Below are 26,341 nucleotides of genomic sequence, written 5' to 3' on the forward strand. Positions count from 1 at the left end.
CAATCTGTGTGAGCACTGCGCGGGAAGGTATCTTCAGGTAAGGAGGTGATCCAACCGCAGGTTCCCCTACGGTTACCTTGTTACGACTTCACCCCAGTCATGAATCACAAAGTGGTAAGCGCCCTCCCGAAGGTTAAGCTACCTACTTCTTTTGCAACCCACTCCCATGGTGTGACGGGCGGTGTGTACAAGGCCCGGGAACGTATTCACCGTAGCATTCTGATCTACGATTACTAGCGATTCCGACTTCATGGAGTCGAGTTGCAGACTCCAATCCGGACTACGACGCACTTTATGAGGTCCGCTTGCTCTCGCGAGGTCGCTTCTCTTTGTATGCGCCATTGTAGCACGTGTGTAGCCCTACTCGTAAGGGCCATGATGACTTGACGTCATCCCCACCTTCCTCCAGTTTATCACTGGCAGTCTCCTTTGAGTTCCCGGCCGGACCGCTGGCAACAAAGGATAAGGGTTGCGCTCGTTGCGGGACTTAACCCAACATTTCACAACACGAGCTGACGACAGCCATGCAGCACCTGTCTCAGCGTTCCCGAAGGCACTAAGGTATCTCTACCGAATTCGCTGGATGTCAAGAGTAGGTAAGGTTCTTCGCGTTGCATCGAATTAAACCACATGCTCCACCGCTTGTGCGGGCCCCCGTCAATTCATTTGAGTTTTAACCTTGCGGCCGTACTCCCCAGGCGGTCGACTTAACGCGTTAGCTCCGGAAGCCACGCCTCAAGGGCACAACCTCCAAGTCGACATCGTTTACGGCGTGGACTACCAGGGTATCTAATCCTGTTTGCTCCCCACGCTTTCGCACCTGAGCGTCAGTCTTTGTCCAGGGGGCCGCCTTCGCCACCGGTATTCCTCCAGATCTCTACGCATTTCACCGCTACACCTGGAATTCTACCCCCCTCTACAAGACTCTAGCCTGCCAGTTTCGAATGCAGTTCCCAGGTTAAGCCCGGGGATTTCACATCCGACTTGACAGACCGCCTGCGTGCGCTTTACGCCCAGTAATTCCGATTAACGCTTGCACCCTCCGTATTACCGCGGCTGCTGGCACGGAGTTAGCCGGTGCTTCTTCTGCGGGTAACGTCAATCGCCAAGGTTATTAACCTTAACGCCTTCCTCCCCGCTGAAAGTACTTTACAACCCGAAGGCCTTCTTCATACACGCGGCATGGCTGCATCAGGCTTGCGCCCATTGTGCAATATTCCCCACTGCTGCCTCCCGTAGGAGTCTGGACCGTGTCTCAGTTCCAGTGTGGCTGGTCATCCTCTCAGACCAGCTAGGGATCGTCGCCTAGGTGAGCCATTACCCCACCTACTAGCTAATCCCATCTGGGCACATCCGATGGTGTGAGGCCCGAAGGTCCCCCACTTTGGTCCGAAGACGTTATGCGGTATTAGCTACCGTTTCCAGTAGTTATCCCCCTCCATCGGGCAGTTTCCCAGACATTACTCACCCGTCCGCCACTCGTCACCCGAGAGCAAGCTCTCTGTGCTACCGTTCGACTTGCATGTGTTAGGCCTGCCGCCAGCGTTCAATCTGAGCCATGATCAAACTCTTCAATTTAAAGTTTGATTTGCTGCAACAAGTGCAGCGATGCTCATCTGTAAAACGTCATAATGAATTTCATTATGTGTTCACTCGTGAGACTTGATATTTTTTACGTCCGGAGACGCTGATATCAATCCTGCGAGTGCCCACACAGATTGTCTGATAAATTGTTAAAGAGCGGTGCAATCAGCGCCTTAAGCTGCTGTTGCGAGGTGGCGTATATTACGCTTTCCTCCTTCAGAGTCAAACACTTTTTTCAGCGTTTTTCTCCGGCGGGGTGAATTTCTCACTCCCTGCTGAGCCGTCTGCGTTGCCGCTTTGCCGTCTCAGTGGTGGCGCATTATAGGGAGTTATTCGGAGCTGACAAGGGTTTATTGCAAAAAAATGATCGTTCGACCTAAATTTAGCCACAACGCTCTATTTCACAACGATTTGCCTGGTAACTGCACAAAATCCTGGGCAAAAACCGCCACTTTATTCCAATCGGTGTATTCCACTTCTTTAGAGGTATCCGTCTCACCGCCCGTCATACGCATAATCAGTTGAATCATGACACGATCAAACCAGCGATAACGGGGGTAGCGCAGCGCGCCGGCAAATACTGCACAGCAATCTGGCTGCCAGGGGGATTGCTCGAGAAACTTGTGCGTGTACGCATTAGTCGCTGGCGTGCATTTATCCGCTTTTCGCGCGGTAAGGTTGACGCTGAAAAAGCCACTGACGCGCTGGTGCAGCTCAGCCTTGTGCTGAGTGACAAACTTCATCAATGCCGGATGGAAATGCCCGTAACGGATCGATGCACCAATCAGCACGCGATCATACTGCGCCCACTCAACTTTTTGCGCTTCCAGCAAATCAATCACATCGCACAGCTGTTGCGGCGCTAATGTCTGCGCAATACGCGCCGCGATCTCGCGGGTTTGCCCATCGCGGCTGGAATATAGAATTAAAGCTTTCATTAGATAATCCTGTTTCTCTTATTCACGCCAGAAAGTCGGGGTGAACAGGACCAGCAGTGTGAACACCTCAAGACGCCCAAACAACATGGTCAAAATCAAAATCCACTTAGCCACATCATTCATAGAAGTGAAGTTGTCTGCCACAACGCCCAGGCCTGGCCCAAGGTTGTTCAGCGTGGCGGCCACAGCAGCAAAAGCGGAGAAGTCATCGACGCCCGTGGCGATGATGGCCAGCATGCTGAGTAAGAACACCAGTGCATAAGCGGAGAAAAATCCCCACACGGCTTCAAGGATGCGTTCCGGCAGCGCGCGATTACCCAACTTAATGGTATAGACCGCGTTCGGATGCACCAACCGCTTCAACTCACGCGAGCCCTGCTTGAACAGCAGTAAAATACGAATGACCTTTAATCCACCACCCGTCGATCCCGCCATACCGCCGATAAAAGCAGAGCAGAGCAACAGCACCGGTAGGAACAATGGCCAGCGCGCAATGCTATCGGTGGTAAATCCTGCCGTTGTCGCCATCGATACCACCTGGAAAAAGGCCTGGTTCAGTGTTTGCCAACCGCTGGCATAGACGTTGTGGAACCACAGCACTACCGTACAGATCAGCACTAACGTCAGCTGTACGCCAATAAACATGCGGAATTCGGGATCGCGCCAGTAAACTTTGAGGCTACGGCCGCTCAATAAAGAGAAGTGCAGACCATAATTACAGCCGGAGATCAGCAGGAACACCGCCACAATGGTATTGATAGTAGGACTGTTGAAGTAGCCGATACTCGCATCATGCGTAGAGAAACCACCAATCGCGATGGTGGAGAAGCTGTGGCCTATCGCATCAAACATTGGCATGCCTGCCAGCCACAACGCCACCGCACACGCTACGGTAAGCAATACATAGATGAGCCACAACGTTTTAGCCGTTTCGGCAATACGCGGGCGCATTTTGTTATCTTTCAGCGGCCCCGGCATTTCAGCGCGATACAGCTGCATACCACCAACGCCCAGAATCGGCAAGATGGCTACGGCCAGTACGATGATCCCCATACCGCCCAGCCACTGCAGCATTTGACGATAAAACAGAATCGCTTTAGGTAAGGTATCGAGGCCGACTAACGTGGTCGCGCCGGTAGTGGTCAGCCCGGAGAAGGATTCAAAGAAAGCATCAGTGACCGAAAGGTGCGGCTGTTCGGCAAAAATGAAGGGCATCGCACCGACACTGCCCAACACGGTCCAAAAAAGCACGACAATCAGAAACCCTTCGCGCGGTTTAAGCTCAGTTTTCTTTTTGCGATTCGGCCACCACAGCAGCGAGCCAATCACAATCGCCATCATAAATGTCTGGCTAAACGCACGTCCGGCGCCATCGCGATAAATCAAGGCCACCAGCCCCGGCAAGATCATAGTTACCGAGAATAAAATCACCAACAGGCCCACGATGCGGGTAATGGCGCGAAAATGCATTCAGCCGTTCCTTTAAACAGATGCTTTTAGTTGTCCAGCGGGATGAGCGTCAGCGCGCCCCGGCTGTAATCAGAAAGGTTTTGCCGAAAGCCATCGATCTGCGGATGCGGCAACGCCAAACGTAGCGCAATACGATCCTGATAATGGCTCTCTTCGATGATGCCGTCAAAACGTTGCAACAGACGTTCAATATCACTTAACTGGGCATAGTCACATTGCAGGGTAAAAGATTGCATCGGCACTTTACGCGCACGCGCCAGGTGCTTCAGCCCCTGCTGCACGCCACCACCATACGCTTTAACTAATCCACCCGTACCCAACATAATGCCGCCATAATAGCGCACGACCACTGCCGTAATCTCGCCCACGCCGCTCCCCATCAGCTGTGCCAGCATAGGCTTGCCTGCGGTGCCGGAAGGCTCACCGTCATCGGAGAACCCCAACTGCTGCGAATCATCCGGCGCACCCGCAACCCACGCCCAGCAGTGATGACGTGCCGCAGGATGTTCTTGCTTTACCTGCTGAACGAGACCGCGTGCCGCCTCAACGCCATCGGTATGTGCCAGATAGGTGATAAAACGGCTTTTCTTAATGGTTTCCTCACTGAGACTCACAGCCTCAGCGGGAATATCGTACGCCTCCATCAGGCCAGATGCAGATCGCGCGTCATGTTTTCAACGCGATTAGCGTGGATCACCACATTATCTTCGATACGAATACCACCGTACGGTTTCAATGCGTCGATCGCCTGCCAGTCAAAGTACTGGCTGTACTTACCACCACGGAGTTTCGCCAGCAGTGAATCGATAATGTAGAAACCGGGCTCGATGGTCAGCACCATGCCCGGTTCCAGCACACGGGTACAGCGCAGATAAGGATATTGCGACGGTGCAGCCATATGCGTGCCGTTGTCATCTTGCATAAAGCCGGCAACGTCGTGCACCTGCAAGCCCAGCGGATGCCCCAAACCGTGTGGCATAAACGGACCGGTCAGGTCTTCCGCCACCAGCACCTCTTCGGTTAAACCTTTCACCAGGTCGAACTTCAGCAATAGACGGGCGATACGCTGATGCATTTGCAGATGATAATCGGTGTATCGCACGCCCGCTTTCAACGTCGCAATCAGCGCCAGCTCTTCTTTATTCATCGCCTCCACCATTTCGGCATAGCGCGATTTGCTTTGTGCTGCATAGCTGCGCGTCAGGTCGGCGGCATAACCAAGATATTCGGCACCGGCATCAATCAGGAAGCTATGACGTTTCACCGGTGGCTGATGGTCGAGTTTGGTGTAGTGCAGCACCGCAGCATGTTCGTTGAGCGCGATAATATTGCCGTATGGCACGTCGGTATCACGATGGCCGGTCGCAGTCAGATATGCCTGGTTTATGTCGAACTCGCTCATCCCCGAGAAGAAGGCTTCTTTCGCCGCACGATGCCCCGCCACGGCAAGCTTCTGCGCCTCACGCATACAGGCCAGTTCGTAGTCAGTTTTAATGCTGCGATGATAATGAAGGAAGTCGATAACGCCTTTTGGATTCACGCGATCGCTCTGAATGCCGAGTTGCGTGGCTCGAGATGGCACAGGTCCGATATAAGCCACATTGTCGCGCTGAGCCGGCAGCAGTTGCCCAATCTCATCGGCATCTTTCAGGCCCACCACCTCAACATCCTGAGTCCAGAAGCTGTTGGGCAATGGCTCGACGTTATGCCAGTAATCCACCGGCGAGTAGAACCACAGTTTTGGCTTGTTAACACCATCGATCCATAACCAGCAGTTGGGCACCTGCGTCACCGGCACCCAGGCTTTAAATTGCGGATTCACCTTAAACGGATAGTCGTGATCGTCGAGGAAAACGGTTAACAGCTCGCCAGAGTGAATCAACATCGCATCAAGCTTAAAGCGTGCTAGCACCTGTTGCGCGCGCTGTTGCAGCGTATTGATATGCGCGTGATACAGGGTTTTCAGTGAATCCATGGACTTGTCTCCAATATCGCGAAATTGGCCGCAGTGTAGCACAGCCACGACAGCGTTGCCGTGCTGCACACGCTGTGATCGGCGTACCAAATAATCAAAGACTCGTTTGCAAAAAATTAACATGCCGCCCACACTCCCATTCATCTGGTATGACCAGATCACCTTTCGCGGTTTCAGGAGACGGACATGCTCTACCAAGGCGATACCCTTTCAGTTCACTGGCTTGATGATGGCATTGCAGAACTGGTTTTTGATGCCCCCGGTTCAGTGAACAAACTCGACACTAAAACCGTCGCTTCATTGGGCGACGCACTCAGCGTGCTGGAACAGCAGCCCGATCTGCGTGGCCTGCTGCTCACATCGGCCAAACCAGCATTCATTGTCGGTGCCGATATCACCGAATTCCTGTCGCTGTTTGATGCGCCTGAAGAGAAGCTGAGCCAATGGCTGGCATTTGCGAACAGCATCTTTAACCGTCTGGAAGATTTGCCGGTGCCGACCGTTGCAGCTATTGACGGCTACGCGCTGGGTGGCGGCTGCGAATGCGTGCTGGCGACCGACTTTCGCGTCGCGACGCCCAGCGCCCGCATCGGCTTGCCGGAAACCAAACTCGGCATCATGCCAGGCTTTGGCGGCAGCGTGCGCTTGCCACGTTTGCTCGGCGCTGATAGCGCACTGGAAATCATCGCCGCAGGAAAAGACGTTGATGGCACCAGCGCTCTGCAACTCGGCCTGGTCGATGCGGTAGTGAACAGCGAAAAACTACGCGCTGCGGCACTCACTATGTTGCAGGATGCGGTTGCGCAAGGCAGCTGGCAGGCGCGTCGGGCACCTAAGCTGGCCCCACTGAAATTAAGCCCGATTGAAGCGGCGATGAGCTTCACCATTGCCAAAAGCATGGTGATGCAAACAGCAGGCAAGCATTATCCCGCGCCTATTACCGCGGTGAAAACCATTGAAGCGGCAGCCGGTTTAAGTCGTGACGATGCATTAAAACTGGAAACCGCTGCATTCGTGCCGCTGGCACAAAGCGATGTGGCGCGCGCGCTGGTCGGTATCTTCCTGAACGATCAATATGTCAAAGGCCTGGCGAAAAAGCACAGCAACGCAGCCGGTGCACCGCAGCAGGCCGCCGTGTTGGGCGCAGGCATTATGGGAGGGGGGATTGCTTATCAGTCGGCATGGAAAGGCGTGCCGGTGAAAATGAAAGATATTAATCCGCAGGCGCTGACGCTGGGGATGACGGAAGCCAGTAACCTTCTTAACAAGCAACTGGAACGCGGCAAGATCAACGGCGCCAAACTGGCGAGCGTCCTCACGACGATTCAGCCCACGCTGGATTACGCCGGTTTCGAACGTGCCGATGCGGTGGTCGAGGCCGTGGTCGAGAATCCGCAAATCAAGGCCAAAGTGTTGGCAGAAACCGAGCAACACCTGCGCGAGGATGCCGTACTCGCCTCCAACACGTCGACCATTCCGATTAGCCTGCTAGCGCAATCGCTGCAGCGTCCAGAAAACTTCTGCGGCATGCACTTCTTTAATCCCGTGCCGCGCATGCCGCTGGTTGAGGTGATTCGTGGCGAGCAGACCTCAGAAGCCACCATCAGTAAAGTGGTGGCCTGGGCCAGCAAGATGGGCAAAACACCGATCGTAGTGAATGACTGCCCCGGCTTCTTTGTAAACCGCGTGCTGTTCCCCTATTTCGCTGCTTTCAGTTTGCTGCTGCGTGATGGCGCAGACTTCCGTCAGATTGATAAGGTGATGGAAAAACAGTTCGGCTGGCCAATGGGCCCGGCCTGGTTGCTGGATGTGGTCGGCATTGATACCGCTCATCACGCGCAACAGGTGATGGCACAAGGCTTTCCTTCCCGCATGCAAAAAGATTACCGCGACGCGATTGATGTCCTGTTTGAAGCCAAACGTTACGGTCAGAAAAACGGCCTGGGCTTTTATCAGTGGGAGCAAGATAAAAAAGGCAAAGCACAGAAGAGAGCCGATCCGGCTGTTGATGCACTGCTGGAACCGATTTGCGAGCCGAAACGCGTGTTCAGCGATGAAGACATTGCCAACCGCATGATGTTGCCAATGCTCAACGAAGTGGTGCGTTGCCTGGAAGAGAACATTATCGCTTCTCCGGCTGAAGCCGATATGGCGCTGGTGTACGGATTGGGTTTCCCTCCATTCCGAGGGGGCGCCTTCCGCTATATGGATACGCTCGGCCTTAGCAATCTGGTTGATCAAGCCAAACGCTACACCCCACTCGGCCCGCTGTATGCGGTACCTGAACTGTTAGTGCACAAAGCGCATCAGCACCAAAGCTGGTATCCCGCAGCCCAACCGATTGACGAAGCAACACTGCAAAGTGCCTGAGGTAAAGAATATGGAAAAGGTAGTCATAGTTGATGCGGTACGTACACCGATGGGCCGTTCAAAAGGCGGCGCGTTTCGTCAGGTACGCGCGGAAGATCTCTCGGCGCATCTGATGCGCGAGCTGCTGAGCCGCAATCCCGGCGTTGATCCGGCCTCTCTGGATGACATCATTTGGGGATGCGTGCAGCAGACGCTGGAACAGGGCTTCAACATTGCGCGTAACGCGGCACTGCTGGCAGAAATTCCGCATCGCGTGCCTGCCAGCACGGTGAATCGCTTGTGCGGTTCGTCAATGCAGGCGCTGCACGATGCGGCGCGCGCGATTATGGTGGGCGATGCGCACAGCTGTTTGATTGGCGGCGTTGAACATATGGGGCATGTGCCAATGAGCCACGGCGTGGATTTCCATCCGGGCTTGGGTCGAACGGTAGCGAAAGCCGCTGGCATGATGGGGTTGACCGCAGAAATGCTGGCGCGCATGCATCACATCACCCGTGAGCAACAGGATGCCTTTGCGCTGCGTTCACATCAACGCGCCTGGGCCGCGACCCAGCGAGGCGATTTCAAACGTGAGATCGTGCCGACCTATGGCCACGATGCCGACGGTGTGTTGAAACGCTATGAAACAGATGAAGTCATCCGTGAGGATACCACGCTGGAAGGATTGGCTGCGCTGCGTCCCGCGTTTGACCCGGTTAACGGTACCGTCACCGCAGGCACCTCTTCAGCACTCTCGGATGGCGCCGCCGCCATGTTAATCATGAGTGAAAGCCGCGCCCGCGAACTCGGACTGACCCCGCGTGCGCGCATCCGCAGCATGGCAGTTGTTGGCTGTGATCCCTCCATCATGGGTTACGGTCCGGTGCCGGCCAGCAAACTGGCACTGAAACGCGCCGGATTGAGCGTGCAGGATATCGATTTGTTCGAGCTTAACGAAGCCTTTGCTGCACAGACACTGCCGTGCATTAAGGATTTAGGATTGCTGGATCAGCTCAATGAGAAAGTGAATTTGAATGGCGGCGCGATTGCGCTGGGGCACCCACTCGGATGCTCGGGGGCGCGTATCAGCACGACGCTGCTCAATCTGATGGAACGTCGTGATGCGCAATTTGGTCTGGCGACCATGTGTATTGGCTTAGGCCAGGGCATCGCGACGGTATTCGAACGCGTTTAATACGTTGATGCACGTGTTCCCGCCCTTTCGGGCGGGCTTTTTTACTCAGATAAAGGCAAACGCATCGCCAAACATCTGCGCTTCAACCGCACCACGTTCCGCGCAGAAACGCTCGCGCGCTATCTTCGCCATCTCGAAACGACCCGCAATATAGATATCGTGCTCGCTGAGCGTCGCGTAATCCTGCATCACCGCTGTGAGTACGGTACCACTGCGCCCTTCCCAACCCTCTGCTGGCTGCTCCACCACCGGAATCACCTTGAGATGAGGATGCTTGACCGCCAACGCGTTCAACTCATCCAGATCGTACAAATGCATCAATTCCCGGCCGCCCCAGTAGATGGCGATATCGCGGTCTGGCTGCTGCGCCAGTGCCGTCAGCAGAATCGAACGTGCATAGGAGAAACCGGTGCCGCCCGCGATCAGAATAATGGGGCGATCGCTATCTTCACGCAGCCAGGCATCGCCATGCGGCATATCCACCGTGATTTGACGATCGTTTTTGATGCGATCCATCACCGCCATCGCGTAGAGATTGAGGTCAGATGCGCCAATGTGCAGCTCAATGATGTCTTTTTCCATCGGGGTTGAAGCCAGTGAGAAGGGGCGCTTATCACGCTCATCCATCACTACCATCAGGTATTGCCCCGCACGGAAAGTAAAATCCGCCGCAGGAATTAAACGGACGCGGTAAACGGTATCCGTAATCGCTTCGACCGAAGTCACCTTGCAGTTTAACGTCGTCATACGTGCCCTTTTTTATGGTTTTCTGCCGCCTTTAGCGCTGCGGCGGCTCGGCAAAGATAGCTAACTCATCCCAAATTGCGTCAATACGCGCGGTCACCGCCGGATCTTTTACAATCGGTGTACCCCATTCGCGAGTGGTTTCGCCCGGCCACTTATTGGTGGCATCAAGTCCCATCTTCGAGCCCAGGCCGGAAACCGGAGAGGCGAAGTCGAGATAGTCAATTGGCGTATTCTCCACCATCACGGTATCGCGCGCCGGATCCATACGCGTAGTGATCGCCCAAATCACATCGTTCCAGTCACGTGCGTTGACGTCGTCATCGCATACGATCACAAACTTGGTATACATAAACTGGCGCAGGAAAGACCAGACGCCAAACATTACGCGCTTGGCATGCCCGGCATATTGCTTTTTGATCGTCACCACCGCGAGGCGATAAGAACAGCCTTCCGGCGGCAAGTAGAAATCGACAATTTCCGGGAACTGCTTGATCAGAATCGGCACCAGCACTTCATTCAGCGCCACACCCAATACCGCAGGTTCATCCGGCGGACGACCGGTATACGTTGAATGATAAATCGGGTTGCGACGTTGCGTTACGTGCGTCACGGTAAATACCGGGAAGCTGTCTACTTCATTGTAGTAGCCTGTGTGGTCGCCGTAAGGGCCTTCTGGCGCCATGTCACCCGGTTCGATGTAACCTTCTAAAACGATCTCTGCGCTGGCTGGCACTTCAAGATCGTTAGACAGGCACTTCACCACCTCGGTTTTATTACCGCGCAACAAACCGGCAAAGGCATACTCCGACAACGTATCGGGCACCGGCGTCACTGCGCCCAGAATCGTGGCGGGATCGGCGCCCAGCGCCACGGACACCGGGAAACGTTCGCCCGGATGGGCTTTGCACCACTCCTGGAAATCCAGCGCGCCGCCGCGATGCGACAGCCAGCGCATGATCACGCGGTTTTTGCCGATCACCTGCTGGCGATAAATACCCAGATTCTGACGTTCCTTAAGCGGACCACGCGTGACGGTTAAGCCCCAGGTAATCAACGGCGCGGCATCGCCCGGCCAGCACTTCATCACCGGAATGCGCGACAGATCGACATCATCACCACTGAAAACCTCTTCCTGGCACGGTGCATTGCGCAGGCGCTTGGTCGGCATGTTCAGCACTTGTTTGAACTGCGGCATTTTATCGAACAGATCGCGGAAACCTTTTGGCGGCTCGGGTTCTTTCAGAAACGCCAGCAGCTTGCCCACTTCACGCAGCGCGCTGACCTCTTCCTGCCCCATGCCCATCGCCACACGCTTAGGTGTGCCAAACAGGTTACACAATACGGGCATGTCGTACCCTTTCGGGTTCTCAAACAGCAGCGCCGGACCGCCGGCACGCAGGGTGCGATCGGCAATTTCGGTCATCTCTAACTCAGGATCAATCTCCTGAGTGATGCGCTTTAACTCGCCGCGCTGCTCCAGCAACGCGAGGAAGTCTCGTAAATCCTGATATTTCATGCGGCGTTAGCTTCCAGCCAGAGTGAATTGGCCATTATAGGTCTGATTCACGCTGGCGTGTTGTGGTTTGTGGTTCAAGCTGGCTGACAGGAGAAAGGCACCAGCGATTGAATAGCCAGCACATCGTGATGTGCGGCGATTGGCTCACCATGACGGAACACTTTAAAGTCTTCGCCGCGCGCGCTGTAGTAACGCAGGCGGTTTTCACTGACGTGCAGGAAACTGGCTTCTCGCAGAGCGATCACCGACTCATGTGGATTGACGGCGCAGAACTCCGCTAGACGCTCATCACGGGTTTCCCCCATATGCCCGCTGACGTGAGCATCCAGGTAATGTGGGTTAATCTGCACCGGGAACAGGCCTAATGCAGGCAGAACCACGCTGCTGCGCACCGGCATGTCGTTAGTGGTACGAATCGATGGCGTGGCCACATTGCAACCGGCGCTCCAGCCGACGTAAGGCACATCTCGCTCACGCACGGCACGTTGAATCGCCACGATCAGCCCGTGCTCGTGCAGCATCTGATTGAGGAACCAGGTGTTGCCTCCGCTCACCAGGATTAACTCCGCCTGGTCAATTGCGGCCACCGGAGAGTCAAACTCGTGTACGGTGCGCACCTGAATACCCAATGAGTCAGACAGGTCTTGCGCACGCTGCGCATGGTCACCGCGAATGATGGCGTAGGGTACCAGTACGGCCGAGGTGATACCGCGCTGGGCGATCATTGCATGCAGTTGTGGGTGAGCGTAGCTCAGCAGTGGCGCGTCATCGGCCACTTTGCCATTACTTAATAAGAACAGTTCCATCAGCCAGTCCTTTTTCAAATGAGAGCGAAAGATGGGGAAGGAGTCTGATACAGATGGTCATCAGCCGTCAATTTTCTTGCAAGAAAGCGTTAATAAGCCGCACCAATCGGAAAATTCGTAGTGATTTTTATTTCACAGCCGCGTTTCCACTGGCCGATGCGCTATAACTCTGACAACAGGTTTGTTATTCTTAGCGTCCAATATTTGGGAGCAGTTATGGAATCCTGGTACTTACTCTATTGCAAACGTGGACAGCTGTTGCGCGCGAAAGAGCATCTTGAGCGGCAGGAGGTGAATTGCCTCAGCCCGATGATCGCTCTGGAAAAGATTGTGCGCGGTAAACGCACCACGGTGAGTGAGCCGCTGTTCCCCAACTATCTGTTTATCGAATTCGATCCGGAAGCGATTCACACCACCACCATCAGCAGCACACGCGGCGTCAGCCACTTTGTGCGCTTTGGCGCGCAACCGGCAACGGTCTCCAGCGAAGTGATTGAAGCGCTGCAAACCGATGTTCCGCAAATTATGCTGGATCCAGAAACGCCACAAAGCGGTGATGAAGTGATCATCACCGAAGGGACTTTTGAGGGGCTGCGCGCTATTTTTGCCGAGCCTGATGGCGAAACCCGCTCAGTGTTACTGCTGAACCTGCTCAACAAACAAGTGATGCGCAGCGTCGACAACAAACAGTTCCGTAAGCTTTAAGCCAGTTTAAACAGCTGACGTGCGTTGTGATTGACTTGCGCACCCAGCGTTTCAGCCTCTTCCCCACGCCAGTTCGCCACCTGCTGCACAATATGCGGCAGGAAACATGGCTCGTTTCGACGCGAAGGCGGCCGTGGATGCATATCACGCGGTAGCAGATAAGGCGCATCGGTTTCCAGCAGCAGACGCTCGGCTGGAATCAGTGGCAGCATCTCACGCAATTCCAGGCCACGACGCTCATCGCACACCCAGCCGGTAATGCCCACCGATAAACCCAAGGCTAGACACGATTCCAGTTCATCACGCGTGCCGGTAAAACAGTGTGCCACCGCGCCCGTCAATTTCGGCAGCCACGGCTCCAGCACCGCAACAAAACGATCGTGCGCTTCGCGGCAGTGGAGAAACACCGGCAGTTGTAACTCCGCTGCCAGCGCCAGCTGTGCATCAAAGGCGTACTCCTGCTGGTCGTGCGCCGAGAGATTGCGGTTAAAATCGAGGCCGCATTCACCGATCGCCACCACTTGCTCACTCTCAGCCAGACGGCGCAACGTGTTCGCCGTCTCTGCCGACCATTCACTGGCGTGATGCGGATGCACGCCGGCTGTAGACCAGCAATAGCCTGGGTGCTGTGCCGCGAGCTGACGCGCCTGCTGGCTCTCCAGCGCATTGGTGCCGGTAATCAGCAGGCCGGTGACGCCTGCTTCGCGCGCGCGTTTAACCACCTGATTGCGATCTTTTGCGAATTGCGTGCTGGTCAGGTTTACACCGATATCAAACATGTCTTCTCCCAAATAAAAACCGCCCAATGTGTGGGCGGTTTAGATTCTTAACGCTCATCCCGCTCGCTCGCGGGGATGCCTTGTCAGGATTCGGTATTCTGTTCCTCATCCTCTGAATCTGACGCCTTGCGCCCTTTACCCACATAGTAACGGGAGAAGAATACGCCGACTTCAAACAGGCAGTACATCGGAATAGCGAGCAAAGTTTGCGAGAAAACATCCGGCGGTGTGAGCAACATCCCAACAACGAACGCGCCAACCAGCATGTAAGGACGTTTCTTTTTCAAATCCTCTGGCGACGTAATGCCCGTCCAGCACAGCAAGACAATCGCAATCGGCACTTCAAAGGCCACGCCAAACGCCATGAAGATAGTCATCACGAAGTCGAGGTAATTGGTGATATCGGTGGCGATGGTGACGCCCTGCGGCGCGGTTTTGGCGAAGAAGCCAAACGCCAGCGGGAACACGATGAAGTAAGCGAAAGCCACGCCAACGTAGAACAGCAGCGTACTGGAGAACAGCAGCGGCATCACTAGCTTACGCTCATGGCGATACAGCGCAGGCGCCACAAAAGCCCACACCTGATACAAGATCACCGGCACCGCAAGGAACACCGAAACAATGATGGTGAGCTTAATGGGGGTGAAGAACGGTGAAGCCACGTCGGTGGCGATCATGCTGGCACCGGCTGGCATCTGGCTAATCAGCGGCGAAGCCACTAAGTGATAGATGTCGTTGGCGAAATAAACCAGGCACAAAAAGATAGCAAACACCGCAATAATGCAGTTCAGCAGACGCTTACGCAGCTCAATCAGGTGGCTGATGAGCGGTTGGGTATCTTCAACGGCCATGTTTATCTTTCATCTTTTACGGTGGGAGTGGGCGTCGCATTCTGCGCGGTATTAACAGGTGCCGCAGCCTCTGCTGTTACCGGTTGAGGTTTCTGAGCCGGTGCGCTGGCCGTGTGCTCTGGCGTTACCGCCTGAGGCGCCTGAGCCGGTGCGCTGGCCGGTTGCTCTGCCGTTACCGTTTGAGGTGCCTGAGCCGGTGCGCTGGCCTGGTGCTCTGCCGGTACCGCCTGAGGTGCCTGAGCCGGTGCACTGGCCTGGTGCTCTGCGGCCGCTGGGGTAACCGGCGGCTGGCTCGCCGTGACAGATTGTGCGGATACAGAAGACGGTTGATGAATGGTATTCGCTTCATCTTCCGCTTTCTCGATATCGATGCTCTGCTGCACAGAACGCTTCATCGAATCGGCGGTTTTACGCAGTTCTTCCATCGACTCTTTCAGTTCCGGCGAAAGCGAGCCACGGCCCGCCTCTTCGACCTTTTTCAGGCTGTCCTGCAATTCCTGCAGTTTCAGCTCCTGCGCCAGTTCGTTTTGCACGTTAGCAGCCAGGGAGCGAATCGCCCGAATCCAGCCCACGACGGTTTTCACCGCAACCGGTAATCGTTGCGGGCCAAGAACGATCAGCCCGATAACGAACACCAATACCAGTTCACTAAAACCAATATCGAACACAGTTAACCCTTACTTGTCCCGGGCGTCGTCTTTGCTCGCCGAGGTTTGCTGTTTGTCTGCCAGAGTCTTGGCGTTAAAGTCAGCGTCCTGCTCTTTCGGCTGATCCTTTTTATCGTCTTCATCGCCCATGGCTTTTTTGAAACCACGAATGGAAGAACCTAAATCCGAACCCAGGTTACGAAGTTTATTGGTACCGAACAGAAGAACAACAATGACGGCAATGATTAACAATTGCCAAATACTGATACCGCCCATGAGATATGCCTCTAATATTCTGTGAAAAACTTTGAATTGAAACGCACAGAAAGCCCGTATGAATTCGGGCTTTAGCCTGCGACATTACGCGATTTGCACCAGGCAAACAATCAGTTTGTCTTGCGCCAGCCTATCAGCCAGGTGACGATGCCAGCGGCCATTAATAGCGCTGGGAAGAAATCCCAGTCGGGTCGACTTAACAGCACTGCGGTGCCACTTAATAACAGTGTAGCCCCTACGCCAAACAGATAACGTGCCTTGTGATGGCGCGTGCGCTGTGCATTCATATCGCTGACCAGTTTATCGACGCTGTGCTGCAATAATTTATGCTGACGCATGCTGTCGTAGAACAGTTCAGGTAGCTCCGGCAGTTTTTCGGCCCAGAATGGCGCCTTCTCTTTCACCGCACGCAGAATCGCAGGAATGCCGATTTGATCTTTGATCCAATCTTCAAGGAACGGCTTTGCGGTTTTCCACAGGTCGAGCTGTGGATAGAGCTGGCGGCCAATGCCTTCAATGTAAAGCAGCGTTTTCTGCAACAGCACCAGCTGCGGCTGCACTTCCATATTGAAGCGACGCGCCGTGTTGAACAGGTTCAGCAGCACGTGGCCAAATGAAATCTCAGCCAGCGGCTTCTCAAAAATTGGCTCACACACGGTACGAATGGCGAACTCAAAATCTTCTACATTGGTATCCGGGGGAACCCAGCCTGAATCCACGTGCAGTTCCGCCACTTTGCGGTAGTCACGGTTAAAGAAGGCAATGAAGTTTTCCGCCAGATAGCGCTTATCTTCTTTATTCAGCGAACCGACAATACCGCAGTCAATCGCGATGTACTGCGGATCTTCTGGATGGTCGTAGCTGACGAAGATATTGCCGGGATGCATGTCCGCATGGAAGAAGCTATCGCGGAACACCTGGGTGAAGAACACCTGCACGCCGCGTTCTGCCAGCAGCTTCATGTTGACGCCATGTTTCTCCAGCGTCGCCACATCGGAAATCGGAATGCCGTAAATGCGCTCCATCACCATCATCGATTCGCTGCAGTAATCCGAAAACACTTCCGGCACATACAGCATCGGGCTCTGCTCGAAGTTGCGACGCAGCTGAATAGCGTTCGCCGACTCGCGCAGCAGATTGAGTTCATCAATCAGTGTCTTTTCGTAATCGCGCACCACTTCAACCGGGCGCAGACGACGACCATCCGGCAACAGACGAGGAACCCAATGCGCCATACGGTAAATCAGCTTCATATCCGCTTTGATCACCGGCAGGATGTCCGGGCGAATCACTTTGATCACCACGTCACGGCCGTTAGACTTCAGCGTGGCCGTATGCACCTGCGCGATAGACGCAGAAGCCAGCGGCTTAATATCAAAGTCGTCAAACCAGGTGTCGACAGGGCCGCCAATGGATTGTTCAATCTGCTGCTGGGCTTTCAGACCATCAAACGGCGCCACGCGGTCCTGCAACACCGCCAGTTCATCGGCGATGGCCGGTGGGAAGAGATCGCGGCGCGTTGACAGCATTTGGCCAAATTTAATCCAGACCGGGCCAAGCTGCTCCATCGCCAGACGAATACGCACGCCCGTCGATTCATTTTTGTGCTTGTTAGGGATCCAGAAGATGCAGCGCCGCCAGATGCGGAGCGGCAGTGTGATGCGCATGTGGGGGATCAGTTCATCAAGCCCGTAAGTCAGAAAGATCTTGATGATGAAGTATAAGCGCCGAATTTCTCCCAGCGTCATTTCGCCTCCAGCTGTGCTAAACGCGCTTCAAACGCATTAAGCGAACGTTCCATCGCTTCAACCTCTTCACAGAACCACGCCAGCTCCAGTGCGCCGGGGGCGACACGCCACTCTTCCGTCAGCACCTGACCGAGATAATCCTGCCGACGCGTCACCTGCTGCTGCACAAACTTCAGCGCCTGCTGAGCGGCCTGGCTGACACCCTGCGCGGCAATGTCGCCGATCCATGGAGCCAAATACTCGGCCGGATCGAGTTCGGCGAGATCCATCAGTGCGGAGAATTGCTGCACGACCTGTAAATCGCCTTCCACATCCAGCTCGCCGCTGCGGATCAAACTGGTCAGCTGCTGGCGATCGCGCAGTTTTGGCAAGGTGCTGAGGCGTAAGCTGACACTGCAATCGCTGCTGTCTTGCCAGTCACTCAACACATCCAGCTGGGATTCGCTAAACACCAGCACCAGCGGGAAATCCAGTTCCTGCAGGCGCAGCATGAGCACTTTACCCACCAGACGCTGACGCGCGGCTTTCAGGCTGCGATCACGATACAGAACACGATTGAGGGCGGTTTCAAGGCCGCCCGTGATAAGCGGGGTAAAAGTCATGATCAATCAGAACTTAAAGCCGCGATGCAACGCCACAATACCGCCGGTCATGTTGAAATAGGTGGTATTTTCAAAACCCACATCGTTCATCATCGCCTTCAGGGTTTCCTGGTCGGGATGCATACGAATCGATTCTGCCAGATAGCGATAGCTTTCGGCATCCTGCGCCACCAGCTGCCCAATACGCGGCAGGATGTGGAAGGAATAGGTATCGTAGGCTTTGCTCAGCGGTTCCAGCAGCGGTTTGGAAAACTCCAGCACCAGCAAGCGTCCACCTGGTTTCAGCACCCGGAACATCGAGGCCAGTGCCTTCTCTTTTTCGGTGACGTTACGCAAACCGAAAGAGATGGTGATGCAATCGAAATAGTTATCCGGGAACGGCAGCGCTTCGGCGTTGGCCTGCACATAGCTAACGTTGCCTGACACGCCCATATTGCGCAGCTTCTCGCGGCCCATCTTCAGCATCGAGCTGTTGATATCAGCCAAAACGACCTGACCCGTCTCGCCCACCAGGCGAGAGAATTTTGCTGTCAAATCACCGGTACCGCCGGCCAGATCCAGCACACGCTGACCACGACGCACGCCGCTGCTGTCGATGGTAAAACGCTTCCAGACACGATGGATGCCAAACGACATCAAATCGTTCATCAGGTCATATTTTGCCGCTACGGAATGAAACACGTCCGCGACTTTATCGGCCTTTTCGCTTTTCGCGACGGTCTGAAAGCCAAAATGGGTAGTTTCCTGCTGTGATTCATCTGCCATCGGGTTTACCTGTTCCACAAACAATTCTTGCCGAAGTGTATCAGAGTCGCGCTACGCGAGCACGCGACCACCGTGCTATTCGTTGATGCGGCGCAGAGAAGCGGCGGAGGAATCTGCCACATTTTCATTGGGCTCGGGATCGTCCGCCCAATTTTCGCCCGCCTCCTCCGGTTGCGCTCGCTCGACCAATTGGGGATTGATCGGCCGTTTAATCTCCACACCTAACGCGCGGAAGGATTCGCTTTGCGCAATCAAATTGCCGCGCCCTTCTGACAGTTTTTTCATCGCCTGGTGATAACTCTGCTGCGCTTTATCGAGGCTGTGACCGATACCGCTCATATCATCCACAAACAGTCGCATTTTATCGTACAACCGCGTAGCTCGGTCGGCGATGCGTTGTGCATTGCGACTCTGGTGCTCATAACGCCACAGGTTGTTGATGGTGCGCAGTGCCACCAGTAATGTCGTCGGGCTTACCAGCATGATGTTTTGCTGCAGCGCTTCGCTGATCAGCTCTGGCTGCCGATCAATCGCCAACAAGAACGCGGGCTCGACCGGAATAAACATCAACACATAATCCAGAGAGCGTAAACCGGGCAATTGTTGATAATCTTTTCGTCCCAGCAGCCGAATATGGCCGCGCATGGCGTTGACGTGCTCCTGAATCGCCTGCTCACGCGTGGCTTCATCTTCTGCGTTGAAATAGCGTTCGTAAGCCACCAGCGTCATTTTGGCGTCAATCACCACATCCTTGCCCTGCGGCAACCGCACGATCACATCCGGTTGCATCCTGCCCTGCTGCTCCAACTGCACGCTGACCTGCGTCTGGTATTCATAGCCTTCACGCAGACCGGAAGCTTCCAGCACCCGCGCCAGCACCACTTCGCCCCAGTTACCCTGGATTTTATTGTCGCCTTTTAGCGCTTTTGTGAGGTTGACCGCTTCCTGCGCCATTTGCGCGTTAAGCTGCTGCAGTTGACGAATTTCATGGGCCAGCGTATGGCGTTCGCGTGCTTCCTGGCCAAAGCTATCCGTCACCTGACGACGGAAACCATCCAGCTGTTCACGCAGCGGACCAATCAGCCCGTTGAGGCTCTGCCGGTTTTGCTCATCCACCCGACGTCCGCTGTTTTCAAAGATGCGGTTGGCCAGATTCTCGAACTGTGCGCTGAGACGCTGTTCGCTGTTAGTGAGCAGGCGCTGCTTCTCTTCTGCGCCAAAGCGCGTCTCTTCTAAACGGATGGTGACTTCACGCAGTTCAGCTTCCTGCGCACTGTTCACTTCCAGCTGATTACGCAATTCCCGGCTAAGCTGTTCGCTCTCACCACGCCAGTAATCGAGCTGTTGCAGCCGTTCCTGTGCACCGCTAAGCGTGCCATGAAGCTGCCGCAGTTCTTGCTCGCGCTGCTGAATTTGCTGCTGTAACAGTTCGAGTTGCTGCTGCTGGCGCTGTTGCGCCTCTTCCAGCAGGCGGCGTTCGGTAGTGAAGCTGGCGTACTGGTGTCCGGCACGCAACTGGGCCAAAATCCAGCCAAGGCCCAGTCCGGCCAGCGCCAGTGCGCCGCTAATGATAAGTTGCTGATCCATAATCCCCCCGCGGATCGTTTCGCTGAGGGAAAAGGTAAGTCGCTACTGTATGAATGTCCAGACTGTTGTGTAGCTGGCGTATGATTTACAGCGCTTTCACCGTCAAATCACCCGCTTTCCATGCATCAATCAGGAAAAACGGCATCGGCAACAGCCACTCACTGCCCTTCACTTTGGCGGGATAGCACCAGCTTTGTCCATTGTGAGTGAGTTCAACCTGCTGCCAGCCGTTATCAACATTCTCCACCTTGCCCGCCATGCTGGAATACCCGGCGTTGCTGCCGACGTGAAAACGCTCGGTTTGCCAGCGAATTGGCGGGTGTGCGGGCCACGCCTGGGCATGATGGAATCGGAAGATGTCGTCATGATTTAGCAGGCTTTCGCGCACCGTCGGCCACAACGCCACTTTGAGGAAGTACTGATCGGTGAAGCGTTCACTGCCGCTGTACTGGCCGATAAAGTCGCGTATCTGCTGCTCAACGTTGTGGAACACGCCATGACAGCCGCCCCACATGCCCGCCAGCAGCAGTTCGGTATGCGTAAAGTAATCACGCATATGATGGAACCAGCATGGCGATTGCAGCCAGGCTTCTACCGCCGCCACTTCACGCTCCGACAGCAGGGAGTCCGCATCTCGCACGATATAGCGTTTTACGCGGGGATCATCCATCACCAGAAAGCGCCACAGCGTCGGGAATAGGGTCTTCTCATGTGACATATCCACTAACTGGACATTCGACTGCTTTAGACGCTGCCAGACGTGTTGCGGCACGCTGTCGTCAAGATAGATGCGACACATCCAACCGGGATAGAACTCGCGCGCAACGTCGATATTTTTGATCAGCGTTTCACAGTAGCGCGGTTGGCCGCCATACAGACTGAATGAGATGATATTTTCAGTTGGGTTCGTGGGATTGAAAGACGGTGGCGCTGCTGCGGGATACGCCACTGTGTGGCCCTGACGAAAGATCGCGTCCGACTTCTCCAGCGACTCGCGGCCGTAACGTGCCACTTCATCGTGCTTTTCCAGCCAGCCACACACTTCCGTTAAGCCATCGAGCCAGGTGTCAGAGGCCTGCGCACGCTGTGCGGCTGGGGCCTGATAAATTTTTTGGTAGGTTTTGTAGGATTTTTTGTACTCGCCCACGCGCATCAGCGTTAGCGCATAGTCGCTGAGCACTTGCATATTTTGCGGCATGACGCGCAAAACTTCTTCACAGCACTGACGTGCCACGGGGAAGTCAGAGGCCGCCATTGCCTGGCGAAAACGTGCTGCCACGCTCTCAATACGAGACTGCGCAGCAGCGGGAGTAGGATTAAAGGCAGGACGCGGAGCAGAAACCGTTTTGCGCATAGTTGTTTTCTCAGTATCAGCTGAAAAACGTGCGCAATGTGATGGCAGCAGGGAATTCCTTATCCGTAATTCCTGCTGCCTTGCGCACTAAATTAAGCGACGCGCGGCTTCTACAACAATTTTCACCGCATCGCTTTCGGTCTGTTTCATGGTCGCGGCATCCGGGATCTCTTTCTGCGTACGGTTAACGATGACACCCGCCACCATGCCCGCTCGCAGCCCCTGACTGGCGCACATGGTTAACAGTGTAGCGGATTCCATCTCATAGTTAAGAACCCCCATTTGCTGCCACTCTTGCATTGATCCCTGGAAGCGATTCACCACACGTCCTGAGAACGTGTCGTAACGTTCCTGCCCCGGGTAGAAGGTGTCAGAAGAAGCGGTAATACCGATGTGCGTTTTGGCACCGCAGGCTTCTGCTGCGGCCACCAGCGCGGTGGTGCAGGTGAAATCGGCCACTGCCGGGAACTCCATCGGCGCAAAGTGCAGGCTGGCACCGTCAAGACGCACCGAAGCAGTGGTCACCAGCACGTCGCCGACATTGATATTCGGCTGGATCGCCCCGGTCGTGCCCACACGCAGGAAAGTACGCACGCCGAGCTGCGCCAGTTCTTCCACCGCAATAGAGGTCGATGGACCGCCGATACCGGTAGAACAGACCACCACCGGCTTGCCATCCACTTCCGCGAGGTAAGTGGTGAATTCACGGTGCGAAGCCAGATGCTGTGGATTATCCATCAGCGCAGCGATTTTTTTCACACGCTCCGGATCGCCGGGAACGATAGCCAGTGTGGCTCCTTTCAGATCGGCTTTAGTGATACCAAGGTGGAAAACGTCAGACTGGGCCATAACAGACTCCTGATAGATAAGGGATATGCGTGTCACTCTACGTGAGAGCGCCACATAAATATGTGATTTATTTCACCATCGACAATGAAACTTACATTATCAGGAAATTATTATGTGATTTTCATCACACATTGCAGCTCGGCAATTCCGAATTGCTACAAGCGGTACTGCGTAAGTTCGGGTGGCGGTGTTAATAGAGAAGAAGAACATAAGTACACATCCCTCTGAACCCTACGTCAGCCTTGCTCCTGGGCCAGGCTATAGTTACGTGATTGCGCACTTGCTAGCACGGAGAGAACAATGAAAACCGAAGACAATATGGCACAAAAATCAGCAGCCGGCGGCTTTGCCCCAGCCGTTCAGCCCATCGCCAGCAGCACCATTACCACCGTCAGTGACGCTATTCACACCGGTGAAACGTCTGTTCCCAGCCAGGGAGAGAACCTGCCAGCTTATTATGCCCGCCCCAAATCCTATGAAGGCAAGCTGCCGGTGATTCTGGTGGTGCAGGAGATTTTTGGCGTTCACGAGCATATTAAAGATATCTGCCGTCGTCTGGCGCTGGAAGGTTATCTGGCGGTTGCACCTGAACTCTATTTCCGTGAAGGCGATCCTGGTGACTACAGTGATATCCCGACACTGTTCAAAGAACTGGTCAGCAAGGTGCCCGATTCTCAGGTGCTGTCCGATCTCGATCACGTTGCCAACTGGGCCGCACGCCACGATGGCGATATTCGTCGCATGGCAATCACGGGCTTCTGCTGGGGCGGACGCATCAGTTGGCTGTTCGCCGCGCACAATCCGCAGGTGCGGGCGGCGGCGGCCTGGTATGGTCGGTTAGAGGGTGAGAAAACCCTCAAACAACAAAAACATCCTATCGATGTGGCCGTCGATCTTAACGCACCGGTGCTCGGATTGTACGGCGGTCAGGATGAGAGCATCCCGTTAGAGAGCATTGATAAGATGCGTCAGGCGCTGCATGCCGCCAATGCCAAAGCGGAGATCGTGGTGTATCCGGAAGCGGGACACGCGTTTAATGCCGATTATCGCCCAAGCTACCATGCTGACTCAGCCGCTGATGGCTGGGCACGGATGCTGGCCTGGTTTAAGCAGTATGGCGTTGCACCCAACGCGTAATAACAAGGGGCGCTGCACGGCGCCCCTGTTTATCGCGATTACGCCGATTCTGCGCGCAGCTTTTTCGCGGCGGTCACCATGTTCGCCAGCGCCTGCCGGGTTTCACTCCAGCCGCGGGTTTTCAAACCACAGTCCGGGTTGACCCACAAACGTGCGGGCGGAATACTTTGAGCCGCTTTGTGCAGCAGATCTTCAATCCATTCCACGCTGGGTACGTTCGGGGAATGAATGTCATACACACCTGGCCCAATTTCGTTCGGGTATTCGAACGCTTTAAACGCATCCAGCAATTCCATATCCGAGCGTGAGGTTTCGATGGTAATCACGTCCGCGTCCAGTGCCGCTATCGAATCCATGATGTCATTGAACTCGCAATAACACATGTGCGTGTGGATCTGCGTTTCATCCTGCGCCACAGCCGCGTTGAGGCGGAAGGCATCAACTGCCCAGGTCAGGTACGCAGCCCAGTCCGACTGGTGCAATGGTAAGCCTTCGCGCAGAGCGGGTTCATCAATCTGAATGATCCCGATCCCGGCTTTTTCCAGGTCTTCCACTTCATCACGCAGCGCCAGTGCAATCTGTTTAGCAAGGGTTTCCCGCGTCACGTCTTCACGCGGGAATGACCAGCACAGAATCGTGACGGGGCCGGTGAGCATACCCTTCACTGGCTTATCAGTCAGCGATTGCGCGTACTTCGCCCACTCAACGGTAATCGGCTGCGGGCGACTGACATCACCGATAATCACCGGCGGCTTCACACAGCGAGAGCCATAGCTTTGCACCCAGCCATTTTGCGTAAACACGAAGCCATCGAGGTTTTCGCCGAAGTATTCCACCATGTCATTACGCTCTGCTTCGCCGTGCACCAGCACATCCAGCCCGAGCCGTTCCTGTTCGGCAATCGCCTGCTTGATGTGCTCCGCGATGCCGGTGCGATAGTGGCCTCCATCGATATTGCCTTTTTTGAAGTCGAGTCGCAGGCCGCGAATTTCGGTGGTTTGCGGGAAGGATCCAATCGTGGTGGTCGGCCAGGCTGGCAGATTAAAGCGATGGCGCTGCGCTTTGGCACGTTCGTCATAGTGGCTGGCGCGCTCAACGTCTTTGGCCTGAATATTCGCCAGACGTGCACCCACTGCGGCATTGTGCACGCGCGAAGAATGAGAACGAGCACGAATCGGCGCGCTCCACTCCGTCAGCGAGGCCGCATCGTTATTATTGAGCGCCTGGCTCAACAACTTCAGCTCAGCACACTTCTGTAAAGCAAAGGCAAACCAGCTTTTCACTTCCGCATCGAGCCGGGTTTCGACACTGAGATCGATCGGGCTGTGCAGCAGCGAGCAGGAGGAACCAATCCACAGATTTTTACGCTGCCCGACCAGCGGTTTCAGGCGATCGAACCAGCGGCTGAGATCGGCACGCCAGACATTGCGGCCGTTGATCACCCCGACTGAGAGCAGCCAGTCGGTCGGGAGTTGTTGGTGAATATGCTGGATGTCATCTTTGCCATGCACCAGGTCAACGTGCAAACCTTGAACCGGCAGCGTCTTAATGACATCGAGATTTTGACCAATGCTGTCAAAGTAGGTCGTCAGTAGCAGTTTTACATGACCTTGCAGCGCATCGTAGGCAGGCTTGAACGCCTCACGCCATTCCTGTGGCAGCTCCAGCACCAGCGCGGGTTCATCTATCTGCACCCATTCAATACCGCGCTGATGCAGTTCAGCCAGCACTTGCTGATAGACCGGCAGAATCGCTGTCAGCAACGACAGGCGGTCAAACGGCTCACCTTTGACTTTGCCCAACCACAGGTAAGTGACCGGCCCCAGCAGCACCGGTTTGATCGGGTGACCCAGCGCCAATGCTTCGTCCACTTCTTCGAGCAGCTGTGTCCAGCTCAGTGAGAACTGCTGGCCTTGCGTGAATTCCGGCACCATATAGTGATAGTTGGTGTTGAACCATTTGGTCATTTCAGCGGCGGCGGCAGGTTCACCGCTGGGTGCGCGGCCACGTCCCAGACGGAACAGCGTATCGAGATCGACCGATCCATCCTGGTTCTGATGGCGCGCCGGCACATTGCCCAGCATCAGGCTGGTGGTCAGCACATGATCGTACCAGGCGAAATCGCCCACGGGCAGCAGATCCACCCCCGCGTCTTTCTGCTGTTGCCAGTGACGAGCGCGCAGCTCGCGCCCCACGGCCAGCAGCGCTTCCTGTGAGCTGTTGCCTGCCCAGTAGCTTTCCTGTGCTTTTTTCAGTTCACGACGCAGACCGACACGAGGGAAACCGAGCGTATGGTTCAGAATGGTCATTTAGTGATCTCCAGATATGCTTAACGAGTCGAGCCCGTTTACGTTCATCCAGCGAGTGAAATTGCCGTCCGCTGAACGCCTGAACTGGACGAAAGTCATGTGGCGGTGGCGCTTGCTTGAGATGTTTAGCCGTCCAGATGTTTACACCGCCA

22 protein-coding genes and 1 rRNA gene are annotated in these 26,341 nt (G+C 55.0%); 4 read left to right on the forward strand and 19 right to left on the reverse strand.

The features are described from left to right. Window positions 1–38 precede the first annotated feature (38 nt). The 5 genes from LH22_RS01220 to pepQ all read right to left on the reverse strand — a co-directional run bounded on the left by LH22_RS01220 (window position 39) and on the right by pepQ (window position 5,967). Window positions 39–1,578: ribosomal RNA gene (locus LH22_RS01220) — 16S ribosomal RNA — on the reverse strand. Between the two features lie 407 nt (window positions 1,579–1,985). Continuing rightward, window positions 1,986–2,522 carry a menaquinone-dependent protoporphyrinogen IX dehydrogenase gene (gene hemG / locus LH22_RS01225; protein ID WP_038643763.1) on the reverse strand — a complete coding sequence of 179 codons (537 nt, stop codon included), beginning with the start codon at window positions 2,520–2,522 and terminating at the stop codon, window positions 1,986–1,988. Window positions 2,523–2,540: 18 nt separating this feature from the next. Further along, window positions 2,541–3,992 carry a Trk system potassium transporter TrkH gene (gene trkH, locus LH22_RS01230; protein ID WP_038643764.1) on the reverse strand — a complete coding sequence of 484 codons (1,452 nt, stop codon included), beginning with the start codon at window positions 3,990–3,992 and terminating at the stop codon, window positions 2,541–2,543. 26 nt (window positions 3,993–4,018) lie between these two features. Continuing rightward, complete coding sequence (locus LH22_RS01235; RefSeq protein ID WP_038643765.1) at window positions 4,019–4,636, reverse strand: IMPACT family protein; 618 nt, start codon at window positions 4,634–4,636, stop codon at window positions 4,019–4,021. Further along, on the reverse strand, window positions 4,636–5,967 hold the full coding sequence (pepQ, locus tag LH22_RS01240) for a Xaa-Pro dipeptidase (protein ID WP_038649731.1): 1,332 nt from the start codon (window positions 5,965–5,967) through the stop codon (window positions 4,636–4,638). The genes LH22_RS01235 and pepQ overlap by 1 nt, the downstream gene beginning before the upstream one ends. Before the next feature lie 186 nt (window positions 5,968–6,153). On the opposite strand from pepQ, the gene fadB reads away from it, so the two are divergent. Continuing rightward, window positions 6,154–8,337, forward strand: a complete 2,184-nt coding sequence (fadB, locus tag LH22_RS01245; protein ID WP_038643766.1) for a fatty acid oxidation complex subunit alpha FadB — start codon at window positions 6,154–6,156, stop codon at window positions 8,335–8,337. 10 nt (window positions 8,338–8,347) lie between these two features. Continuing rightward, window positions 8,348–9,511, forward strand: a complete 1,164-nt coding sequence (gene fadA, locus LH22_RS01250; RefSeq protein ID WP_038643767.1) for an acetyl-CoA C-acyltransferase FadA — start codon at window positions 8,348–8,350, stop codon at window positions 9,509–9,511. Window positions 9,512–9,556: 45 nt separating this feature from the next. Here fadA and fre read toward each other — a convergent pair whose 3' ends face one another. The 3 genes from fre to pepE form a co-directional block, all read right to left on the reverse strand. Beyond that, a complete protein-coding gene (fre, locus tag LH22_RS01255; protein ID WP_038643768.1) occupies window positions 9,557–10,258 on the reverse strand; it encodes an NAD(P)H-flavin reductase in 702 nt (233 codons plus the stop codon). A gap of 31 nt (window positions 10,259–10,289) precedes the next feature. Continuing rightward, window positions 10,290–11,774 (reverse strand): 4-hydroxy-3-polyprenylbenzoate decarboxylase, encoded by a 1,485-nt coding sequence (ubiD, locus tag LH22_RS01260; protein WP_038643769.1) that lies wholly within the window; start codon window positions 11,772–11,774, stop codon window positions 10,290–10,292. Window positions 11,775–11,848: 74 nt separating this feature from the next. Then, window positions 11,849–12,580 (reverse strand): dipeptidase PepE, encoded by a 732-nt coding sequence (pepE, locus tag LH22_RS01265; RefSeq protein WP_038643770.1) that lies wholly within the window; start codon window positions 12,578–12,580, stop codon window positions 11,849–11,851. Window positions 12,581–12,796: 216 nt separating this feature from the next. Between pepE and rfaH the strand changes: the two genes are divergently transcribed. Next, window positions 12,797–13,285, forward strand: a complete 489-nt coding sequence (gene rfaH / locus LH22_RS01270) for a transcription/translation regulatory transformer protein RfaH (protein WP_038643771.1) — start codon at window positions 12,797–12,799, stop codon at window positions 13,283–13,285. On the opposite strand, the gene tatD is transcribed toward rfaH, so the two are convergent. The 10 genes from tatD to udp form a co-directional block, all read right to left on the reverse strand. Continuing rightward, entirely contained in the window at window positions 13,282–14,064 is a 783-nt protein-coding gene (tatD, locus tag LH22_RS01275) for a 3'-5' ssDNA/RNA exonuclease TatD (protein ID WP_038643772.1), read from the reverse strand. The genes rfaH and tatD overlap by 4 nt on opposite strands. Window positions 14,065–14,147: 83 nt before the next feature. Continuing rightward, a complete protein-coding gene (tatC, locus tag LH22_RS01280) occupies window positions 14,148–14,915 on the reverse strand; it encodes a Sec-independent protein translocase subunit TatC (RefSeq protein ID WP_038643773.1) in 768 nt (255 codons plus the stop codon). 2 nt (window positions 14,916–14,917) lie between these two features. Next, window positions 14,918–15,583: a Sec-independent protein translocase protein TatB gene (gene tatB, locus LH22_RS01285; protein ID WP_038643774.1), complete on the reverse strand. Its 666-nt coding sequence runs from the start codon at window positions 15,581–15,583 to the stop codon at window positions 14,918–14,920. A gap of 9 nt (window positions 15,584–15,592) precedes the next feature. Beyond that, on the reverse strand, window positions 15,593–15,838 hold the full coding sequence (tatA, locus tag LH22_RS01290; RefSeq protein ID WP_038643775.1) for a Sec-independent protein translocase subunit TatA: 246 nt from the start codon (window positions 15,836–15,838) through the stop codon (window positions 15,593–15,595). Between the two features lie 110 nt (window positions 15,839–15,948). After that, window positions 15,949–17,586, reverse strand: a complete 1,638-nt coding sequence (gene ubiB / locus LH22_RS01295; RefSeq protein ID WP_038643776.1) for a ubiquinone biosynthesis regulatory protein kinase UbiB — start codon at window positions 17,584–17,586, stop codon at window positions 15,949–15,951. Next, a complete protein-coding gene (ubiJ, locus tag LH22_RS01300) occupies window positions 17,583–18,188 on the reverse strand; it encodes a ubiquinone biosynthesis protein UbiJ (RefSeq protein WP_038643777.1) in 606 nt (201 codons plus the stop codon). The genes ubiB and ubiJ overlap by 4 nt, the downstream gene beginning before the upstream one ends. Window positions 18,189–18,194: 6 nt before the next feature. Next, on the reverse strand, window positions 18,195–18,953 hold the full coding sequence (gene ubiE / locus LH22_RS01305; RefSeq protein ID WP_038643778.1) for a bifunctional demethylmenaquinone methyltransferase/2-methoxy-6-polyprenyl-1,4-benzoquinol methylase UbiE: 759 nt from the start codon (window positions 18,951–18,953) through the stop codon (window positions 18,195–18,197). A gap of 75 nt (window positions 18,954–19,028) precedes the next feature. After that, a complete protein-coding gene (gene rmuC, locus LH22_RS01310) occupies window positions 19,029–20,540 on the reverse strand; it encodes a DNA recombination protein RmuC (RefSeq protein WP_038643779.1) in 1,512 nt (503 codons plus the stop codon). 85 nt (window positions 20,541–20,625) lie between these two features. Then, the gene (locus tag LH22_RS01315) at window positions 20,626–21,894 is read right to left on the reverse strand and encodes a tetratricopeptide repeat protein (RefSeq protein WP_038643780.1); all 1,269 of its coding nucleotides are present in this window, start codon (window positions 21,892–21,894) and stop codon (window positions 20,626–20,628) included. 87 nt (window positions 21,895–21,981) lie between these two features. After that, window positions 21,982–22,743, reverse strand: coding sequence for a uridine phosphorylase (gene udp, locus LH22_RS01320; RefSeq protein ID WP_038643781.1), 762 nt, complete (start codon window positions 22,741–22,743; stop codon window positions 21,982–21,984). A gap of 300 nt (window positions 22,744–23,043) precedes the next feature. Between udp and LH22_RS01325 the strand changes: the two genes are divergently transcribed. Then, window positions 23,044–23,880: a dienelactone hydrolase family protein gene (locus tag LH22_RS01325; RefSeq protein ID WP_038643782.1), complete on the forward strand. Its 837-nt coding sequence runs from the start codon at window positions 23,044–23,046 to the stop codon at window positions 23,878–23,880. Between the two features lie 38 nt (window positions 23,881–23,918). On the opposite strand, the gene metE is transcribed toward LH22_RS01325, so the two are convergent. Continuing rightward, complete coding sequence (gene metE / locus LH22_RS01330; RefSeq protein ID WP_038643783.1) at window positions 23,919–26,189, reverse strand: 5-methyltetrahydropteroyltriglutamate--homocysteine S-methyltransferase; 2,271 nt, start codon at window positions 26,187–26,189, stop codon at window positions 23,919–23,921. Window positions 26,190–26,341: the final 152 nt, after the last annotated feature.

Source organism: Pantoea rwandensis (assembly GCF_000759475.1).
In the GTDB taxonomy this organism is placed as follows: domain Bacteria; phylum Pseudomonadota; class Gammaproteobacteria; order Enterobacterales; family Enterobacteriaceae; genus Pantoea; species Pantoea rwandensis_B.

What these genes read in the sequence shown, in the direction of transcription:
- hemG (WP_038643763.1), bottom strand. Translation starts at nt 2,522, where the DNA reads ATGAAAGCTTTAATTCTATATTCCAGCCGCGATGGGCAAACCCGCGAG.
- trkH (WP_038643764.1), bottom strand. Translation starts at nt 3,992, where the DNA reads ATGCATTTTCGCGCCATTACCCGCATCGTGGGCCTGTTGGTGATTTTA.
- LH22_RS01235 (WP_038643765.1), bottom strand. Translation starts at nt 4,636, where the DNA reads ATGGAGGCGTACGATATTCCCGCTGAGGCTGTGAGTCTCAGTGAGGAA.
- pepQ (WP_038649731.1), bottom strand. Translation starts at nt 5,967, where the DNA reads ATGGATTCACTGAAAACCCTGTATCACGCGCATATCAATACGCTGCAA.
- fadB (WP_038643766.1), top strand. Translation starts at nt 6,154, where the DNA reads ATGCTCTACCAAGGCGATACCCTTTCAGTTCACTGGCTTGATGATGGC.
- fadA (WP_038643767.1), top strand. Translation starts at nt 8,348, where the DNA reads ATGGAAAAGGTAGTCATAGTTGATGCGGTACGTACACCGATGGGCCGT.
- fre (WP_038643768.1), bottom strand. Translation starts at nt 10,258, where the DNA reads ATGACGACGTTAAACTGCAAGGTGACTTCGGTCGAAGCGATTACGGAT.
- ubiD (WP_038643769.1), bottom strand. Translation starts at nt 11,774, where the DNA reads ATGAAATATCAGGATTTACGAGACTTCCTCGCGTTGCTGGAGCAGCGC.
- pepE (WP_038643770.1), bottom strand. Translation starts at nt 12,580, where the DNA reads ATGGAACTGTTCTTATTAAGTAATGGCAAAGTGGCCGATGACGCGCCA.
- rfaH (WP_038643771.1), top strand. Translation starts at nt 12,797, where the DNA reads ATGGAATCCTGGTACTTACTCTATTGCAAACGTGGACAGCTGTTGCGC.
- tatD (WP_038643772.1), bottom strand. Translation starts at nt 14,064, where the DNA reads ATGTTTGATATCGGTGTAAACCTGACCAGCACGCAATTCGCAAAAGAT.
- tatC (WP_038643773.1), bottom strand. Translation starts at nt 14,915, where the DNA reads ATGGCCGTTGAAGATACCCAACCGCTCATCAGCCACCTGATTGAGCTG.
- tatA (WP_038643775.1), bottom strand. Translation starts at nt 15,838, where the DNA reads ATGGGCGGTATCAGTATTTGGCAATTGTTAATCATTGCCGTCATTGTT.
- ubiB (WP_038643776.1), bottom strand. Translation starts at nt 17,586, where the DNA reads ATGACGCTGGGAGAAATTCGGCGCTTATACTTCATCATCAAGATCTTT.
- ubiJ (WP_038643777.1), bottom strand. Translation starts at nt 18,188, where the DNA reads ATGACTTTTACCCCGCTTATCACGGGCGGCCTTGAAACCGCCCTCAAT.
- ubiE (WP_038643778.1), bottom strand. Translation starts at nt 18,953, where the DNA reads ATGGCAGATGAATCACAGCAGGAAACTACCCATTTTGGCTTTCAGACC.
- rmuC (WP_038643779.1), bottom strand. Translation starts at nt 20,540, where the DNA reads ATGGATCAGCAACTTATCATTAGCGGCGCACTGGCGCTGGCCGGACTG.
- LH22_RS01315 (WP_038643780.1), bottom strand. Translation starts at nt 21,894, where the DNA reads ATGCGCAAAACGGTTTCTGCTCCGCGTCCTGCCTTTAATCCTACTCCC.
- udp (WP_038643781.1), bottom strand. Translation starts at nt 22,743, where the DNA reads ATGGCCCAGTCTGACGTTTTCCACCTTGGTATCACTAAAGCCGATCTG.
- LH22_RS01325 (WP_038643782.1), top strand. Translation starts at nt 23,044, where the DNA reads ATGAAAACCGAAGACAATATGGCACAAAAATCAGCAGCCGGCGGCTTT.
- metE (WP_038643783.1), bottom strand. Translation starts at nt 26,189, where the DNA reads ATGACCATTCTGAACCATACGCTCGGTTTCCCTCGTGTCGGTCTGCGT.